This window comes from Pacificoceanicola algae, from assembly GCF_049341065.1.
GTDB lineage: Bacteria > Pseudomonadota > Alphaproteobacteria > Rhodobacterales > Rhodobacteraceae > Pacificoceanicola.
In genome coordinates this window covers 212,916-230,861 of the sequence record NZ_JBMPIX010000003.1, presented here as the reverse complement: position 1 = coordinate 230,861, position 17,946 = coordinate 212,916, and the positions used below count along the sequence as shown (strand labels likewise).

The 17,946-nt window shown below is 61.1% G+C and carries 16 protein-coding genes; 6 read left to right on the top strand and 10 right to left on the bottom strand.

Annotation, left to right across the window (positions count from 1 at the left end):
- Positions 1-27: 27 nt before the first annotated feature.
- Positions 28-447, bottom strand: a complete 420-nt coding sequence (locus ACOYQJ_RS06045; protein WP_422905108.1) for a hypothetical protein — start codon at positions 445-447, stop codon at positions 28-30.
- Between the two features lie 177 nt (positions 448-624).
- Here ACOYQJ_RS06045 and ACOYQJ_RS06040 point away from each other — a divergent pair, with 177 nt between their 5' ends.
- From ACOYQJ_RS06040 to ACOYQJ_RS06030, 3 genes are all read left to right on the top strand, one after another.
- Positions 625-1,386 (top strand): helix-turn-helix domain-containing protein, encoded by a 762-nt coding sequence (locus ACOYQJ_RS06040; RefSeq protein ID WP_422905107.1) that lies wholly within the window; start codon positions 625-627, stop codon positions 1,384-1,386.
- Between the two features lie 104 nt (positions 1,387-1,490).
- Positions 1,491-2,651 (top strand): aromatic ring-hydroxylating oxygenase subunit alpha, encoded by a 1,161-nt coding sequence (locus tag ACOYQJ_RS06035; protein ID WP_422905106.1) that lies wholly within the window; start codon positions 1,491-1,493, stop codon positions 2,649-2,651.
- 19 nt (positions 2,652-2,670) lie between these two features.
- On the top strand, positions 2,671-2,865 hold the full coding sequence (locus ACOYQJ_RS06030; RefSeq protein ID WP_422905317.1) for a hypothetical protein: 195 nt from the start codon (positions 2,671-2,673) through the stop codon (positions 2,863-2,865).
- A gap of 15 nt (positions 2,866-2,880) precedes the next feature.
- Here the strand turns inward: ACOYQJ_RS06030 and ACOYQJ_RS06025 are convergent, their stop codons facing one another.
- From ACOYQJ_RS06025 to ACOYQJ_RS06000, 6 genes are all read right to left on the bottom strand, one after another.
- Positions 2,881-3,279 (bottom strand): c-type cytochrome, encoded by a 399-nt coding sequence (locus tag ACOYQJ_RS06025; RefSeq protein ID WP_422905105.1) that lies wholly within the window; start codon positions 3,277-3,279, stop codon positions 2,881-2,883.
- Positions 3,280-3,442: 163 nt separating this feature from the next.
- On the bottom strand, positions 3,443-4,246 hold the full coding sequence (locus ACOYQJ_RS06020) for a DUF2189 domain-containing protein (protein WP_422905104.1): 804 nt from the start codon (positions 4,244-4,246) through the stop codon (positions 3,443-3,445).
- A gap of 129 nt (positions 4,247-4,375) precedes the next feature.
- Complete coding sequence (prfB, locus tag ACOYQJ_RS06015; protein ID WP_422905103.1) at positions 4,376-5,500, bottom strand: peptide chain release factor 2; 1,125 nt, start codon at positions 5,498-5,500, stop codon at positions 4,376-4,378.
- Between the two features lie 234 nt (positions 5,501-5,734).
- Positions 5,735-8,272 carry a penicillin-binding protein 1A gene (locus ACOYQJ_RS06010; protein WP_422905102.1) on the bottom strand — a complete coding sequence of 846 codons (2,538 nt, stop codon included), beginning with the start codon at positions 8,270-8,272 and terminating at the stop codon, positions 5,735-5,737.
- Between the two features lie 200 nt (positions 8,273-8,472).
- Complete coding sequence (locus ACOYQJ_RS06005; RefSeq protein ID WP_422905101.1) at positions 8,473-9,684, bottom strand: N-acetylmuramoyl-L-alanine amidase; 1,212 nt, start codon at positions 9,682-9,684, stop codon at positions 8,473-8,475.
- A 115-nt stretch (positions 9,685-9,799) separates the two neighbouring features.
- Entirely contained in the window at positions 9,800-10,954 is a 1,155-nt protein-coding gene (locus ACOYQJ_RS06000) for a pyridoxal phosphate-dependent aminotransferase (protein WP_422905100.1), read from the bottom strand.
- A gap of 57 nt (positions 10,955-11,011) precedes the next feature.
- On the opposite strand from ACOYQJ_RS06000, the gene ACOYQJ_RS05995 reads away from it, so the two are divergent.
- The 3 genes from ACOYQJ_RS05995 to ACOYQJ_RS05985 are packed head-to-tail and all read left to right on the top strand — an operon-like array spanning position 11,012 to position 13,606.
- Positions 11,012-12,352 (top strand): M48 family metalloprotease, encoded by a 1,341-nt coding sequence (locus ACOYQJ_RS05995; protein WP_422905099.1) that lies wholly within the window; start codon positions 11,012-11,014, stop codon positions 12,350-12,352.
- Positions 12,353-12,380: 28 nt separating this feature from the next.
- A complete protein-coding gene (locus ACOYQJ_RS05990; RefSeq protein WP_422905098.1) occupies positions 12,381-13,154 on the top strand; it encodes a DsbA family protein in 774 nt (257 codons plus the stop codon).
- On the top strand, positions 13,154-13,606 hold the full coding sequence (locus ACOYQJ_RS05985; protein ID WP_422905097.1) for a thioredoxin domain-containing protein: 453 nt from the start codon (positions 13,154-13,156) through the stop codon (positions 13,604-13,606). The genes ACOYQJ_RS05990 and ACOYQJ_RS05985 overlap by 1 nt, the downstream gene beginning before the upstream one ends.
- Here the strand turns inward: ACOYQJ_RS05985 and ACOYQJ_RS05980 are convergent.
- From ACOYQJ_RS05980 to ACOYQJ_RS05970, 3 genes are all read right to left on the bottom strand, one after another.
- Positions 13,596-14,972, bottom strand: a complete 1,377-nt coding sequence (locus ACOYQJ_RS05980) for a sensor histidine kinase (RefSeq protein ID WP_422905096.1) — start codon at positions 14,970-14,972, stop codon at positions 13,596-13,598. The genes ACOYQJ_RS05985 and ACOYQJ_RS05980 overlap by 11 nt on opposite strands.
- A gap of 19 nt (positions 14,973-14,991) precedes the next feature.
- Positions 14,992-16,125 (bottom strand): flavodoxin-dependent (E)-4-hydroxy-3-methylbut-2-enyl-diphosphate synthase, encoded by a 1,134-nt coding sequence (ispG, locus tag ACOYQJ_RS05975; protein ID WP_422905095.1) that lies wholly within the window; start codon positions 16,123-16,125, stop codon positions 14,992-14,994.
- A gap of 118 nt (positions 16,126-16,243) precedes the next feature.
- The gene (locus ACOYQJ_RS05970; protein ID WP_422905094.1) at positions 16,244-17,896 is read right to left on the bottom strand and encodes a helix-turn-helix domain-containing protein; all 1,653 of its coding nucleotides are present in this window, start codon (positions 17,894-17,896) and stop codon (positions 16,244-16,246) included.
- Between the last annotated feature and the right edge of the window lie 50 nt (positions 17,897-17,946).

Genomic DNA, 17,946 nt, shown 5'->3' with positions numbered 1-17,946 from the left:
GCCCTGCGCAGGCTCATGAGGTCTGGGTCAGCACGCGCGGGCTGTGGGAAAGGCGACAACGTTTCCGGGCTTACCAATATTGCCCGAACGTCGCAGTTGATCAGGAAGGTCCGGAGCGAAACCGGAGTCGATGCGCTGCAAGTTCCGCGCACGGCGGAAATCCCGCTCTTCGCGGATGTCGAACTGGATCAGATCACCGGCGTCCAGAGCAACCCCTTGATGCGCACTCGGCTCAGAGCCCGAGTAGTACGCCAGGTTGCCATGGTCTTCGCACCAGATCACAGCCTTTTTATCGCTTGCGTCAGCCCACAGGACGACACCGTACATACGCTCTTCCATAGCGAACCTTTTGGTTTCTGTAAGTTTAACGTGGCCCAACTGACGCGGTTTCGACACGGTTAATAGAGCGTCTACTGCTTGATTTTTGTGTCGCAGAATCGCGGACATGGCGCTAATCAGGCACAGCCGTGACGCCCTATAGCGTCACACTTGACGCCAAATGGCGTCTATCTTTATCATAGCGAGTTGAGCGTTCACGATATACACTTTAAGCGCGAGGTATCGATGCCAGTAAATACGCCAAAATCATCTACGAGACGGCCCAGTCCCGCGGAACTGCGTAGCATGCTTGGCGCGAACCTGCGTCAACTGTCCAATGACGCTGCCTCAATTTCGGCGTTGTGTCGCGACCTTGGTATCAATCGCACACAGTTTAACCGCTATCTGGCTGGCGAAAGCTTTCCCAGGCCCGATGTCTTGCATAGAATTTGCACGTATTTTGGCGTAGATGCCCGAATTTTGCTGGAACCGGTCGAGAACATTCACGCGCCCAAATCCGGTCTGTTCGAACATCCTGAAGTCGCAGATTTCGTCGGCCATTCTACAGAATCAGTATCGGAAGAGGATTTCCCCTCGGGATTCTACCGCTTTGTCAGGCGCAGCTTTTTGCACGAAGACCAATTCGTTCAAGGGCTGACCTATGCCTTCCGCAAAGATGGTCACACATTCCTGCGCGGCTTCGAAGCCAAACAGGCGATGGCCGAACAAGGTTTGCCCACCGCCCCGGCGCAGCGCGAATTCCGCGCTGTGGTGATGCCGCAAGAGGATGGCATTGCCCTGATGCTCAGCCGACGCGGAGCCGCGACAGCCTCGTTCAACTATCTGGCCCGGGTGCCGTCGTTCGAGAACAACTTTTGGGTGGGTTATGTCACCCGCACCGTGCGCGAGGATGTGGCCGGGCGGCGGGTCGAACGACAGGTGGTCGAATACTTGGGCCGCGACACCCACAAAGTTCTGGCCGCGGCGCGCAGCGTTGGCTTTTGCGGCATTGACAAGGTGTTGCCCTATCTCAGGCAGATGCTGAAGATCGGCGTCCCCTTCTCCTGATCCGTGCTTTGTCGCTTTGCGTCACGGCGTGTCGCGATCCGGCGCGCTGACGGGTTTGCCCGGATGCTACCGGAAATGGGTAGTCAGGCAGAGGAGGCCCGCCCATGTCGCGCAATGTCACCGATCTTTCACAGGTCCGCCTGCCCGTCGACCGGGCGAATGGCCTTCCCAACGCCCACTACATTGACGAAAGCGTCTACGCCGAGGAGCGTCAGGCGCTGATCTTTACCCAATGGGCGGGGCTGGCTGTGGCTGCCGACGTCCCCGAAGTGGGCGACGCCAAGCCGATCCAGTTCATGGACATGCCGCTGCTGCTGGTGCGCGGCAAGGATGACACTGTTCGGGTTTTTCAGAACATCTGCCGTCATCGCGGCATGATCCTTGTCGAAGAGGCGCGCAAGATCGAAGGCGCCATCCGCTGCCCCTATCATTCATGGTGCTACGGCACCGATGGCCGTCTGGTCAGCACACCGCATGTAGGCGGCCCCGGCCAGAACACCCACGCCTCTATCGACCGCGACACCCTGGGCCTTGTCGAAGTGCGCAGCCATATCTGGCGCGACGTGGTCTGGATCAACGTCTCGGGTGATGCCCCGGCCTTCGAAGACGCCATGGCCCCGGCGATGCAACGCTGGGCCGAGTTTGAAAAGCCACTGTACCACGGCGGCTCGGACAGTGTGTTGACGCTAGAGGTCAACACCAACTGGAAACTGGCCGTCGAAAACTATTGCGAAAGCTATCACCTCCCCTGGGTGCATCCCGGCCTGAACAGCTATTCGCGGCTGGAAGACCATTACAACATCGAAGAGCCCGGCGCTTTTTCCGGTCAGGGCACGATGGTGTATCGCCAGATCACCAACGAAAACGACCAGAGCTTTCCGGATTTCGACGGGCTTTCGGAAAAGTGGGACACCGCTGCCGAATACCTGTCGATCTACCCCAACGTCCTGCTCGGCGCGCACCGTGACCACGCCTTCGCGATCATTCTGGTCCCCGAGGGGCTGGACCGCACGGTCGAGAATATCCACCTTTATTACGCCCAACCCCATACCGACAGCGGGCTGCGCCAACGCAACGCGCAGCTGTGGAAGACAGTCTTCGAGGAGGATATCTTTGTGGTCGAGGGGATGCAAAAGGGGCGTCATGCCTCAGGCTTTGACGGCGGGCGCTTTTCGCCAGCGATGGATGGGCCGACGCATTGCTTCCATGAATGGGTGGCGGGCAAGGTCGATCACTGGCGCGCGATGGATAAGGCAGCCGAGTAACGTGCAAGCCCTGGACGACATGCTGCTGGCGGCGCACGCGCGGAATGATCGCCGCGCGCTTGTGGGGCTTTATGCGCAGGCCGCCGACAGTGTGAACGATCTGAACGCGGCCTGTTTCTACCTGACACACGCCTATGTCTTTGCTCTGGAACTGGGCGACGCGCGCGCAGCGGACCTGCACGCACGTCTAGTGGCCGAAGGGCGAGAGGCCTGAGATGGCCTTGTTCGCCTACTTCTGGATTTTCTCCAAATAATAGGCGATCGAAAGAACCTTGCCGCGGCTGTACAGAACGTCCGCATAGGGCGAGTCGATGCCGCTCTCGGCCTTGAACAGCGCGCCGTAGACCGGCATCGGTCCACCATGGGCCCGCATTCCGGTCCGCCCGTCGATCACGTGTATGACACGGAGCATCGGAAATTCACCGTCGTTGTTGGCACTCAGCTGAGTCAGGTCGGGCACGGCGGTCGTCATCATTTCGGTCAACGGACCATCTCCCGTGCCGCCGGACCCGTGGCAGGTTGCGCAATATTGCGCGTAGTATTCCGCCCCGTGCTCGGCATCCTGCGCAAAGGCAGCGCCTGCGGCCAAAACAACCCCTGCCACGGTCAAAGCTTTCATCAACATCATTCTCTCCCCTTCTGAAATGGACGGCGCATTGGAGCGCCGAGGCGCGTCCCACCTCCAAGCAGGACACGGGACCATCATCGACCTGTCGGGGATGTGCGCATTTACTTAGGTTATTGCTTTGAAAAAACTTGGCGCGATAACGGGGGCTTGCGACAAACTGCGCTCAGGCAGGAACCGCGTCATCCTGCGCACCATACGCGCCATTGGCCAGCATGTCATACAGGTGCCACGTCGCATGACCCAGCAGCGGCAATGAGATGAACAACCCGACAAAGAACGGCACCATGGACAACAGGGTAAAGACTGCCACGAAGATCGCCCAGCCGATCATCGGCACTGCATGGTTCGCGACATATTGGAACGAGGTGATCATCGCCGTCACAAAGTCGATCTCGCGGTCCAGAAGCAGCGGCAGCGACAGCACGGTTATCATGTAAAGCAGCGTCGAGAATACTGCACCGACAACCGTGCCGACGGCCAGCATCATCAGCCCGTTGGCGCTGAGGTAAACCTCGAACGAGCTTGAGACATTTGTCATGGTCGACAGCCCAAGAAACAGGGCAAAGATCATGTGGGCCAGAAAGAACCAGAACAGAAAGACGACGATGATGATCGCGCAGATCGACGGCAGTTGCCGTTTCGATTGCCGCAGCACGACGCTGAAGATCTGCATCCAGTCCAGCGGGCGGCCCTGCTCGATGCGGCGCGAAATATCATAAAACCCCACCGCCGCAAAAGGTCCGATCAGTGGAAAGCCGATGGCGGCCAGAACCAGCCAATAGGTCTGCCCGGTGGCCCATGTGATCCAGGCCATGATCCAGCCGCCAAGGACGTAAACCCCGGCAAAGACGAATGCAAAACCGGGCGCGCTGCGCAGATCCTTCCAGCCGCGCCGCAGCGCCTCGCGCAGCAGCGCAAAATCGACCGCTCCCAGATCGGGAACCCCCGGCTTTGGTGTATCTGGCATCCTACCCTCCGCTGAACACGTCCGACATTCAGTAAAGGGGATATGTCTGCGTCAGGCAACATACCTCTCAGGTATATCTTTAGGGCCGGCAGGGATGCGCCCTGCCCCGGATCAGGCCCAGGGCGCGTCTTAGTCCTCGGCGTTGGCGTCCGCCCGGCTTTTACCTGCCACTTGCATGGCCAGCGTGGCCTCCATGAAACCGTCCAGATCGCCATCCAGAACGCCTTGCGTGTCAGCGGTTTCGTAGTTGGTGCGCAGGTCTTTGACCATCTGATATGGCTGCAGAACATAAGAGCGGATCTGGTTGCCCCAGCCCGCATCGCCCTTGGCTTCGTGCAGGGCGTTGACCTCGGCGTTGCGCTTGTCCAGTTCCAGCTGATAGAGGCGCGATTTCAGGGCCTTCATGGCAATGTCGCGGTTCTGGTGCTGGGATTTCTCGGAACTGGTGACAACGATCCCGGTGGGATGGTGGGTGATCCGCACCGCCGAGTCGGTGGTGTTCACGTGCTGACCGCCCGCGCCGGACGATCGGTAGGTGTCGATGCGGATATCGGCCGGGTTCACCTCGATCTCGATATTGTCGTCGATCACCGGATAGGCCCCGACGGCGGCAAAACTGGTCTCGCGCGTGCCTTTGCCAAAGGGTGAAATCCGCACCAGCCGGTGCGTGCCGCTTTCGGATTTCAGCCAGCCATAGGCGTTCTTTCCCTTGATCTGGTAGGTCACCGATTTGATCCCGGCTTCGGTGCCCGGCGTTTCTTCCTGCAACTCCACTTCGAAGCCGCGCTTTTCAGCCCAACGGACGTACATGCGCGACAGCATCAAGGCCCAGTCGCACGCCTCGGTGCCGCCAGCGCCGGATTTGATTTCGAGGAAGGCGTCATTGCCGTCCGTCTCACCATTGAGCAGCGCCTCAAGCTCTTTCTTGACGGCCTTGCCCACAAGGGCCTTGAGCGCGTTTTCGGCTTCGGCGACGATCTCGTCATCTTCTTCCATCTCGCCCAGTTCGATCAGCTCGATCTGATCTTCCAGCTCTTGCTTCATGGAGGTGTAGGTCTCCATCGCGTCCACAAGGCTTTGCCGGTCGCGCATCAGTTTTTGCGCGGCGGCAGGATCGTCCCAAAGATTGGGGTCTTCAACGCGGGCGTTGAACTCTTCCAACCGGTGCTGCGCGGTATCCCAACCCAGCCGCTGACGCAAAAGGTCAAGCGATTTCTGGATCTTGTCCACGTTGTTTTGTGCTTCTACGCGCATTGGGTCGGTCCTGTCTCGAGCCTTCGGGTGCTGCGTGATAGCAAGGCGGGAAAGGCGGGGCAAGACGGCTGGAGGGCGCGTGGTTTTTACACGCCGATCAGGATTGCCCGCAACAGCCGAGGTGACGAAATTCCCGTCGCAAACCTGCAGCCCGGCAAGCCGGATCGTCCCGTGCGGGCGCCCGGAAAGCCCCCCTGTCCCGTTCACCCACTGGCCGAATGGCGGCCCCCAATCTCAGTACAGACCGCCCGAGGACAAGGTGCCAAAACCCGCCTTGGGGCCCACAACCGCCTTTTTGCCAGTTGAGGTGGTGACCTCACGGGCGCCATTATCGCCTTCGGGGCGGATCAGGTCAAAGCTGCCTGAGACCGAAAAACCACCGTCGAACTGGATGCCAAAGATCGGCTCTTCGCCCTCGCGGAAGCACTCGGACACGACGTTGTCGCCCGATGCGCCATCCGACAGACGCGCGCCGGAAAACCGGTCGATGTTGATGAACTGACAGCCCGGAGGCACGACAAATTCACCGCCGCCGTATTTCTGGATCGCCTTTTTCATGAAGCGGTTGAAGACCGGGCCGCACATCCCGCCGCCCGAGGCTCCACGCCCCAGCGGCCGCGGCGTATCATACCCGATATAGCAGCCGGCGACGATATTACTGGTAAATCCAACAAACCAAACATCCTTGGCATCGTTGGTCGTGCCGGTCTTGCCTGCCGTCGGCACCGGCAGGTTGACGGTCTTGGCCGCTGTGCCGCGCTCGACCACGCCGCGCATCATCGAGGTCAACTGGTAGGCGGTCACCGGATCCATCACCCGCTCGCGATCGTTGACGATACGGGGGCTACGCCCTGCGGGAATGTTCGGGTCGTCACAGTTCACACAGGCCCGTTTGTTGCCCTCGGCAGCGTCATGCGAATAGATGGTGTTGCCATAGCGGTCCTGCACACGGTCCACCAGCGTCGGCTCGACCCGCTCGCCGCCGTTGGCGAACATCGCGTAGGCGGCCACCATGCGGAACAGCGTTGTTTCATCTGACCCCAATGCGTTGGCCAGAACACGGCCCATATTGTCATAGACGCCAAATTTTTCGGCATAGCGGGCAACCACGTCCATCCCCACCTCTTGCGCGAGGCGGATCGTCATGATGTTGCGCGACCGTTCAATGCCCGTGCGCAAGGGCGTCGGCCCATAGAACTGGCGCGAGGCATTCTGCGGACGCCAGACGCCCTGCGGCGTGTTGATCTCGATCGGGGCATCGACCACGATGGTTGCTGGCGTATAACCACTGTCGAGGGCCGAGGCATAGACGAACGGCTTGAAGCTGGACCCCGGCTGGCGCATCGCCTGAGTCGCGCGGTTGAAGACCGAGTTCTGGTAGCTAAAGCCACCCTGCATGGCAATTACACGCCCGGTGTTGACGTCCATCGCCATGAACCCGCCCTGCACCTTGGGCACTTGTCGCAGGGTCCAGCGGGTGAAATTTCCGCTACTGTCATCCACCATTTCGCGCAGATGGACCACATCGCCGGGCTTGAAGTTGTCGAACAGGCTGCCCGAGAACCAGGATGTGTCACTGCGCGGCACGCTGTTTCCGCGAGGATCGTCCAGCGCAACGCCCTCGATGCCGACGATCAGCTCCTGATCGCGCACCTCAAGCACAACTGCGGGCACCCATGGGCGGACAAGATCGACGTCGCGCGCAACCCGCACGTCCGACAGGGCCGCGCGCCACGCCTCTTCGCTGGCCAGCGTTTCGACGGGAACAGTTTTTCCGGTGCCATTCCAGCGGCCAAGGCCACGGTCATATTGCTCCAAGGCCTGCCGCAGCGATGTCGCGGCTTCGATCTGCATCTCCGGGTCCAGCGTCGCACGCACCGCGTAGCCGCCGGAAAAGAACTGCTCTTCGCCAAAATCGCTGCTCAGTTGGCGCCGGATTTCATCGGTGAAATAATCACGCGGCGGCAGCGCCTCGTAATACGGCTCAAAATCGCCGTTCTGCACGGATTTCAGCGGCATGGCCACTTCCGACGCGTAGACTACCGGCGTGATAAAGCCGTTCTCCATCATCTCCTTCAGCACGAAATCCCGGCGCTGCAGAAGGCGTTCCTTACGGCGCACGGGATGAAAGGACGACGGCGCCTTTGGCATCGAGGCCAGCATCGCCGCCTCATGCGGGGCCAGTTCCGACAGGGTCTTGTTGAAATAAACCTGCGCAGCGGCCGCGACGCCATAGGCGTTCTGACCAAGGAAGATCTCGTTCAGATACAGCTCAAGAATCTTGTCCTTGGACAGGGCCTCTTCGACGCGGCTGGCAAGGATGATCTCCTTGATCTTGCGTTCGGCCTTGCGGTCACCGGACAGCAAAAAGTTCTTCATCACCTGCTGGGTGATGGTCGACGCCCCGCGCACATCGCGCCCGCGCGTTTTTACCGCATCGATGGCCGCGGCTGCGATACCGCGCACGTCATAGCCTTGGTGCGTATAGAAATTCTTGTCTTCCGCGCTGATAAAAGCGTTTTTGACCAGATCGGGGATCTCGTTGGCCGGGGTGAACAGACGCCGTTCCTGCGCGAATTCGTCAATCACCTGACCTTCTACCGAATAAATCCGGCTGATCGTCGGCGGCGTATATTGCGCAAGGCTTTCGTGGCTGGGCAGATCGCGGCCATACATCCAGAAAATCGCGCCAATCGTGACGGCGACCATCATCGCCCCCAGTGTAATCACACTGAAGATCGCGCCGAAGAAGGAAAAAATAAAGCGAGTCACCCGCGCTTGCCCCCATTAAAACTGTCCGCTCACTATACCTCATGATGCGAGCGGTCAAAACACATCCGGGCGAGTTTTCGCGCAAGCCACAGGCATCACATGCCCGCTACGCCCCTAAAGACCAAGGGGAAAACCCAGCTCCCGGCTTCACTGGTCCCAAAATATCCCGGGGGAGCGCCGCAGGCGCGGGGGCAGCGCCCCTATTGCCGACGCAGCCGCGCCAGAGCCGCATCTTCCAGCGCCCAGGCCTCGATCCCGTCGCGCACTCCGGCAGCCATGCCCGCGCGCCAGATCGGGTCTTGCAGGTTCTTCAGGTCTTCCTCGGTCGACAGAAAGCCCAGTTCAATCAACACCGACGGCACATCCGCCGCCTTGAGAACCGAAAACCCCGCCTCGCGCAGCGGGTGTTTGTGCACATGGCCAAGGGCATTCTTGATCCCGGCCACCAGATGCCGCGCCAGCGCCTTGGAGCGCGGCCCATTGTCGAGGCGCGCCAGTTCCATCAGCACCTGCGCCACCCGGTCATCCGCCCCGGACAGATCCAGCCCTGCCAAAAGATCATCGCGGTCATGCCGCTCGGCCAGCGCCGCCGAGGCCGCATCCGAAGCCTCGTCCGCCAGCGTATAGACACTGGCGCCATGGGCGACGCCTTCCTGAATGGCGTCCGCGTGCAGGGACACAAACAGGTTCGCGCCCGCCTCGTGCGCCATGGCCACCCGCGCCTCAAGCGAAACAAAGCTGTCTTCGTCGCGTGTCAAATAGACCTTGTAGTTGCCTGTGCGGATCAGAACCTCGGCCAGTTCGCGGGCGAATTGCAGCATCAAACCGGCCTCACTGACGCCGCCGCGTTCGGCCCCCGGGTCAATCCCGCCGTGACCGGGATCAAGCACGATCACCAAGGGGGCGCCCGGCGCGGGAGGCGCGGCCTGCTTTGCGGTTGGGGTCGGCAGATCCCACGCCGGATCGCGCGGCAGGCCGGCATGGGCCGAAAAGGCCTCAGCGTCCGTCTTTGCCAGTGCCACGGTCAAAACCGCGCGGCCCGTTGCCGTATCGACCTTCAGTCCCGCCTGTTTGATCTCGACCGGGTCTTCCAGAACCGCGACCAGCCGCGACCAGCCCGGGCGAAAGCCGCCAACCCGTAACGCGCTGACCAGATCGGACTGGTCCATCTCGGCGCCATCTGCGTCCAGCCAATCTACCTCGCGGAAATCCAGCACCAAGCGCATGGGATCGGTCAAGGTGAACAACCGCCACGGCACGCCCTGGCTCAGGTCCAGCGTCAGCTCCGCACCGCCGAACATGCCGTCCGTGACCGCGCCGCCCTCAAACCGTGCAAGGCCCGAAGCCTCTTGCGCCATCACCCCGGACGACCAAAGGCATAGCCCTGCAAAAGCTGCAATAATCCTGTTCATACTCTGCTCCGCCGTCTTGACCCGGCTTTGTTGTTTCCCGGCACTCTATCAGCCCTGCCCGGGATTCGTACATCTCGGATTGGTCAAACGCCACGGCAGGCGCCAGACCGAAGGCCTATTCCGCCAAGCCCCGCGCCCGCATGAAGGCGCGCAGCCGTTCAAGCCCTTCGGCGATATCGGCTGTAGAGCGCGCGTAGGAGAACCGCAGCGTGCCCGCCCCGCGCGCCGGATCAAAATCCAGCCCCGGCGTTACTGCAACCCCCGCTTCGTCCAGTATTTCGCGGGCAAAGGCGCGGCTGTCCGCCGTCAGGTGACTGACATCGGCATAGACGTAAAAGGCCCCGTCCGGCGGCGCGATCCGGTCAAAGCCCGCCTGAGGCAGCCCCGCCAGCATCAGGGCGCGGTTCCTGCGATAGACCTGCATGTTGGCTTCAAGCTCATCCCCCGCGTCCATCGCCGCCAGCGCCGCAACCTGCGAGGCATGCGGCGCGCAGATGAACATATTCTGCGCCAGTCGCTCCACCTGCCGCAAATTGGCCTCGGGCAGAACCAGCCAGCCCGCGCGCCATCCGGTCATTGAAAAATACTTGGAGAAGGAGTTGATCACGCAGACATCGTCGCTGATCTCAAGCGCACTGACGGCGGGCTGATCATATTCGATCCCATGATAGATTTCGTCCGACAGAAAGGACGCGCCCTGCCCTTGCGCAGCATCGATCAGCGCCGCCAGTTCGGGTTTGCCCAGCATCGTGCCAGTGGGATTCGCCGGGCTGGCGACCATCACCCCCTGATAATCGAGCCCCGCCAGATCCTGCGGCGCAAGTTGCAAGCGATTCTCCGCCGAGGTCTGAACCTCGACCGGGACCAGATCCATCGCCTTCATGATCTGCCGATAAGACGGATACCCGGGCGCCCCCAAAGCCACCCGGTCGCCAGCGTCGAACAGCGCCGAAAACGCCAGAATGAACCCGCCGGACGATCCCGGCGTGACCACGACCCGCGCCGGATCCAAGTCGACATTGTACCACTCACCATAGAGTTTCGCGATCCGCGCCCGCAGCGCCGGCAGACCAAGCGCCACGGTATATCCCAGCGCTTCGTCCTGCATGGCGCGCGCCAAGGCGTCGCGCGCAGCAGCGGGCGCAGGTGTGCCGGGTTGGCCGACTTCCATGTGAATGATGTGGCGCCCGGCCGCTTCGGCCTGCCTCGCAGCCTCCATCACATCCATCACGATAAAGGGATCAACCGCACCACGGCTTGAATTTCTCATTGTGACCTCACTACTCTGCCCGCACTCAGGCTTATGAGCGACAAAGGTGAAACGTCAATGATCCTTCCACGCCGCATCACCGGCTTTCTGCCCCGTCTGCTGACACTGGTCACCGTGGCCGCGTTGTTTGCGGGCGCGCCGCTGCGCGCGGGCGTGTCCTTGTTGCGCGATGCGGATATCGAATACGGGCTGCGCCAGATCGCAACGCCTGTGCTGTCGGCGGCCGGGCTGAACCCCTCTCAGGTCAGGCTGATCCTTGTGGATGACAGCTCGCTCAATGCTTTTGTCGCAGATCCCTCGCACATCTTCATTCATTCAGGGCTTTTGATGAAGCTCGACAGCGCGGCGCAATTGCAGGCGGTGATCGCCCATGAGGCCGCCCATATCACCAATGGCCACATCGCCCGGCGCCTTGGCAACATGCGCACAGCGCGCACCGCCGCCGGGCTGGGGATGATCCTTGGCGCAGCCGCCGCTGCGGCCTCGTCCAACCCCGAAGCCGGTGTCGGGCTGGCGATTGGTGCGCAAAGCTCGGCCATGCGGCTGTTCCTGTCACACACACGGGCCGAGGAAAGCTCGGCCGATATTTCGTCCGTCCGCTACATGATGCGCGCCGGGATTGATCCGCAGGGTGCGGTCGAAGTGCAGGATCTGTTCCGCGGTCAGGAGGCGCTGTCAGTGCGGCGGCAAGACCCCTATATGCGCTCACACCCGTTGTCGCGCGATCGCCTGCGCGCACTCAAAGGGCTGGTGGCCGGTCATCAGACCGGCCAGCGCGATCCCGGCGCCGAATATTGGTTCAACCGTCTCAAGGGCAAGCTGACCGCCTTCAAGCGCGCGCCCAGCTGGACATTGCGGCGGGCAAAGGACAGCGCGTCGCAGGACATCGCGCTCATGCGGCAAGCCGCGGCTTGGCACCGTCAGTCAAACCTGTCCAAAGCCCTGTCGAATATCGACGGCGCTATCGCCCTTCGCCCGAAAGATCCGTATCTTCTGGACCTCAAAGGCCAGATCCTGCTGGAATCGCGCAAATTCGGGCCTGCGGTGCAGATCTATGGGCAGGCGGCCAAACTGGCGCCGAACGATGCCATGATCCTTGCTGGTCTGGGCCGCGCCCTTGTGGCCAATGGCCAGCCGAAACAGGCACTGTCTGTGTTGGAACGCGCCCGCAGCCGCGACTATTCCGACCCTCGGGTGCTGCGCGATCTGGCGGTCGCCTATGCGCAGACAAAACAGAACGGCATGGCCTCGCTTGTGACCGCCGAGCGCTATGCGCTGACAGGGCGGCTCAAAGACGCCGCAGTACACGCCAAACGGGCCGAGGGGCTTTTGCCCCGTGGATCGGGCCCATGGCAAAGGGCGCAGGATGTGCTAAGTGCAGCCAAACGCGCCAAATGACGCAACCCTATCACCAGCCGGAGACGACATGACCCAACTTACCCTTCGCCCCCTGCGCCCGCTGGCGCTGATCGCGGCGCTTGCCCTTGGTGGCGCAGCCCAAGCTGAAGAGATCGACTTTGGCAACATGACGCCCGAGCAAGAGGCGGCCTTTGGCCTCAAGGTGCGGGAATATCTGCTGAACAATCCGCAGGTCATCATGGAGGCCGTTGCGGTCCTTGAGCAGCGCGAAAACCAGCAGCAGGCCGCTGCCGACGATGCCCTTCTCGCCGACAACGCCGAGGCGATATTCAACGACGGGTTCAGCTGGGTTGGCGGCAACCCCGAAGGCGACGTGACCATCGTCGAATTCATGGACTACCGCTGCGGTTACTGCCGCAAGGCTTTCCCCGAAGTCAAAGAGCTGCTCGAAAGCGATGGCAATATCCGCTTTATCGTCAAAGAGTTCCCGATCCTCGGCGAAGCTTCGACGCTATCCGCGCAGTTCGCCATTGCCACGCTCATCGTTGCCGGACCCGAAGCCTATGAGCAGGTCCATGACGCGCTGGTGTCGCTCGAAGGTGGACCCAGCGAAGCGGTGCTGACCCGTCTTGCAAACACACTCGGACTGGACGCCGAAGCCATCATGGCCGAGATGCAAAGCGACGAAGTGCAGCGCCGCATCGCCGAGACCCGCGCACTGGCGCAGCGCATGCAGATCAATGGCACGCCAAGCTTTGTCATGGCGGGGGAAATGGTCCGCGGATATGTGCCGCTGGATGGAATGCGCCAGATCGTCAGCCAGGCCCGCACCGAGAATTGATGCGCCACTGGCCGCTTATTGCATTGCTTTGCGCCGCTGCCCCGGTGGCGGCGCAAGACAGCCTCAGCGACAGGTTGCGCGCCTTGGCCCAGCCAGCGCCCGTGGACCCCTACGCGGATGAGATATCCGCCGATCTGGCGCGTATCGAAGCCGAAGCCGAGGCGCTGTTTTCTCCCGACGATGCCAGCTTTGGCCCGCCTGATGCCCCGATCGCCATCGCCCTGTTCATATCGAAGAGCTGCACCGACTGCTCCGCTGCGGTCCGCGACTTGCTGGCCTTGTCCGAACGGCTGGGGATTGGCGCCAAGCTGATTGATGTCAGCCAAAGCGAGAGCGCCCAACAAATGATGGCGCGGCTGACGTTGGATGTGACACCGTCTTATGTCATGCGCGACAAGCTGATCCGTGGCCAGATGCCCGCCCTTGTGCTGGAACGCTATCTCAGCCCCTGAGCGAGTCGGCTTCGGGCAGATAAATCCGCACGGTGGTCCCCAACCCGACCTGCGAGTCGATCTCCATGCGACCGCCAGACTGTTCAACAATGCCGCGCGCCATCGCCAGCCCCAACCCCGAGCCCTGACCTTTGGGTTTGGTGGTGAAATAGGGCTCGAACACCATTGGCAGGATTTCCGGCGATATTCCTTTGCCACTGTCGCGCAACTCGATGCTCACTCCAAGCTCGCCCAATGCATAGCTGGGCATCAGGGTCAGCGTGATCACCCCGCGCGCATCCATGGCCTGCACCGCATTGTCGATCAGACTGATGATCACAGAGCAAAACTGCTGCACATCGATGAATACCTTGGGCAGATTCGAGGGGCTCAGGTCAATGTCGATCTTTTGATCGCCCGACAGGCGTGCCCGGATCGTCGGCAAACATAAATTCAGCATATCCGTGACGTCGACTTCGCGCGGGCGCAACTGCGCCTTGCGCGAATAGGCCAGAAGCTGCGAGGTCAGTTCGGCCCCATGCCGCGCCGCGCTCTCTGCCTCGTTCATCAACTTTTCGCGCTCAACCGGGTCCGCGGTCAATCGCACCAATTCGATATTTCCCAGAACAGCCGTCAACATGTTATTGAAATCATGCGCGATTCCGCCGCTTAGCTGACCAATGGCCAACAACCTTTCATCCGCGACACGCTGGTCCTGAGCGTCCTGCAAAAATCGCCTTGCCCGCCGGATATAACCGCAGAGCATGAGGAAATAGAGGTGCAGCGCGACGGTCCCGACAGTCAGAATCCACATATCGTTGCGGTTGAGAGCACCTGCACCATCGCCGCCTCCGTAAAGCGACCAAAGCCAACCGATCAGCGCCGCCAACAACAGCATCTGGAGGGTCACATCGTTGACAAACAGCACCATGACACGTGACCGTTCGCCAAGCGTGTGCAGGTAAAACCCGACGAACATGATCAAGGCGAGGATCAGATAGCTGTTTGTCTCGCTTGTTCCGAAATACAAAATGGCCAGCGCATAGACCAGCACATTGATGAAATCGGCAAGGGCGAGACTGCCGAACCGTGCCACCGGGACAACCGTAGACTGCCGGGACAACACCAAACGGTATCCCAAAGCAGTGAAAAGGTGGAAAACCGCGAACAGGATCGGGATATAATCCCCCCGCATGACATAAATCGCCAACCCGCCGGTAAGCAGCAGGGCCAAGCGCAGCTTCATCTCGAGACTTCTTGGTGAGGCGACCTTTTGCAACAGCGCAAGATCGACCCCGACGTCGCCCTTGCGCAGACCCTTCAGAATATCCAGTTGCGAGATGTTGGCGGACCTGAGGACCGGATATTTCAGATCATTGTTATCCAAATGGTCAAGACCCACCTGGTCATTCCGCGGCTTGCGTACTTTGAGATTCGGCCGCTTCGATTTCGGCAGCTTTCTTTTCAACTTCTTCGACGATATGCTCGACCATCTGGTCATTCGACATCTTGTGGCTTGCCTTGCCCGCAAGATAGACCATGCCCGAACCGGCCCCGCCGCCGGTAAAGCCGACGTCGGTCATCAACGCTTCGCCAGGGCCGTTGACCACACAGCCGATAATCGACAGGCTCATCGGCGTCTTGATGTGCTCAAGACGCTTTTCAAGGATCTCGACAGTGCGGATGACGTCAAAGCCCTGCCGCGCGCAGGACGGGCAGGAAATGATGTTCACGCCGCGATGGCGCAAGCCCAGGCTTTTGAGGATGTCGTAGCCGACCTTCACCTCCTCTACCGGGTCAGCCGAAAGACTGACGCGGATCGTGTCACCAATCCCCATCCACAGCAGGTTGCCCAGCCCGATGGCGCTTTTGATGGTGCCGGACATCAACCCGCCCGCCTCGGTGATACCAAGGTGCAGCGGCGCATCGGTGGCCTCGGACAGGGCCTGATAAGCGGCGGCAGATAGAAAGACATCCGAAGCCTTGACCGAGATCTTGAATTCGTGAAAATCGTTGTCTTGCAGGATCTTGATATGATCCAGCCCGCTTTCGACCATGGCCTCTGGACAGGGTTCGCCGTATTTTTCAAGCAGGTGCTTTTCGAGGCTGCCCGCGTTCACCCCGATCCGCATCGAACAGTTGTGATCGCGCGCGGCCTTGATGACTTCGCGAACGCGGTCTTCATTGCCGATATTACCGGGATTGATGCGCAGACAGGCGGCGCCGGCCTCGGCGGCCTCGATGCCACGTTTGTAGTGAAAATGGATGTCCGCGACGATCGGCACCGGGCTTTCGCGCACGATTTCCCTGAGCGCCTTGGCACTGTCCTGATCCGGGACAGAGACGCGCACGATGTCAGCCCCCGCCTCGGCGGCGGCCTGAACCTGTGCGATGGTGCCGCGAATATCCGTGGTGGCGGTGTTGGTCATCGTCTGCACGGTGATCGGCGCATCGCCCCCGACAGGAACATTGCCCACCATGATCTGACGGGATTTGCGGCGCTCGATGTTGCGCCATGGGCGTATCGGGTTGTGAGTCATTGCTGACGTTCCATCCGTTCGAGGGCCAAAGGCACGGCAAGGCACAGTTACCCGGACGGCTTGGCGCTGTCTTCATTTTCACAAGGTTCTACAGATATTCAGGTAGGATCAGGACGCGTCAATCCTGAACACCGATCTGACCCGCGTTCAATTGCGCCACCACTTTAGCCAATTCCGTGTTCCTTGCCAAATCTGCTGCGGCCATGGTCTGGGTCACATTGGTCACGGAAAGCGCAAGGTTGTCGGCCACAGCCCCGTTCGAGCCATAAGGCCCGTAGGTCTTGCCGTTCACAGCGAAATAGACGGCACCCGCATCGCCGGTTCGAATGGTCGGCGGGGTTTCCGTCTGTGGCACACGGTAGGTGTCACCGGGTTGCATGATGGTCTCAAAGATCGTGGCACCCGACGGCGCCTTGACCCGCACCCATGCCTCTCGCGATGCGACGATGGTCACACCGGGCGTGGAAGCTGCCAGAACCTGCGGCTGAGGTTGGCCGAACTGGCCAGCGGGCAGGCTTGCGACCTGCGTTTGCGGTTCCGCGGTCGCGCCAGGGGCCAATTTGGCCATCACCGGCACCAGATCGGGATCGTCTTGCACGGTGACAGGATCATATCCCGCCACGATCAAAGCGCCATCCAGCGCCAGATCGGTGGTCACAGCGCCGCTGGGCCCAGCGGGGCCATGCAGGGTTCCGTTCACGGCAAAATAGATCGCGCCGGATTCGCCGACCTTGATCACCGGATCAGCCGCGCCCTGCGGCACCGGATAGGTGTCACCGGCGTTCAGGATGCCCGAAAACAGGACCGCGCCATTGTCATCCTTGATCTGAACCCAAGCGGGACGGGCCGCAACAACCGTCACGCCCGATCCAAGCGCCAGTTGCGTCGGGTCCTGGCCAAAGCCGGGCTGAAGCGCTGCGGCGGCCAAGGTGCTGTCCTGCACGTTCGGAAGCGTCGCTGACGTTCCTGCCCCGGCGAACATCCCGCCGGTGTCAGGATCCAGCGTCGAGATCGGCGCATCGCGCGCGACAAGCACCGGGACGTCCAGCGCCTGCGGACGATACAGGCGGTCAAAGGCGTCATTCGTCGGTGGCGTAAAGACGCCCGCCACTCCGGCATCCGCCATGGCTTTTTGCCCGACGGCATCCGGCGTTGCAGGCGCACGTGCGGCATCGAGCGGATCAAGTTCGCTCAGCACCATCGGGGTCTGTTCCACCGGCGAAAGCTGAACGCGCTGAATCTCTTGCAAGACTGTCCAGCCGCCATAGCCGATCCCCGCGATCAGCGCGAGCAGCACAAGCGAAGACCCGATCGCGCCCGGCTCGATATGCGACAGAAAGCTGTCCCCGGCAGGGGCAAAAGGCATGTTCGGTTCGGCCAGAGGATCGCGGGCCTTGGGGCGCGAAGGCTCACCCGGCACGGGCTTGCGGATCGTCGAGGCGTCGGCCGACATGCCGTGCGCGACGGAAAACCCGCTTTCGGCACAGAAACCGGCAAAGGCTTCGTCCGGGTCCATACCAAGGTAGCGCGCATAAGACCGGACATAGCCGGCAATGAACCCAGGGGTATCAAAGGCGGAGGGATCGCAGTTTTCGATTGCGGCAATGTAGCTGGCTTTGATGCGCAATTCTCGTTGCACATCCAACAGAGATTTACCCAGTGTCGCACGCTCACCGCGCATCACATCGCCAAGACGCAACGCGTAGTCGTCAAAACTCTGCGGCGAGTCTTGAGTCTCAACCAGTTTGCTCTGGGATTTGCGCCCGATCATACGGCCTGCCCCATCCTGTCCACCTCTAGCCCCGTGCCTGCCCAAGTCCG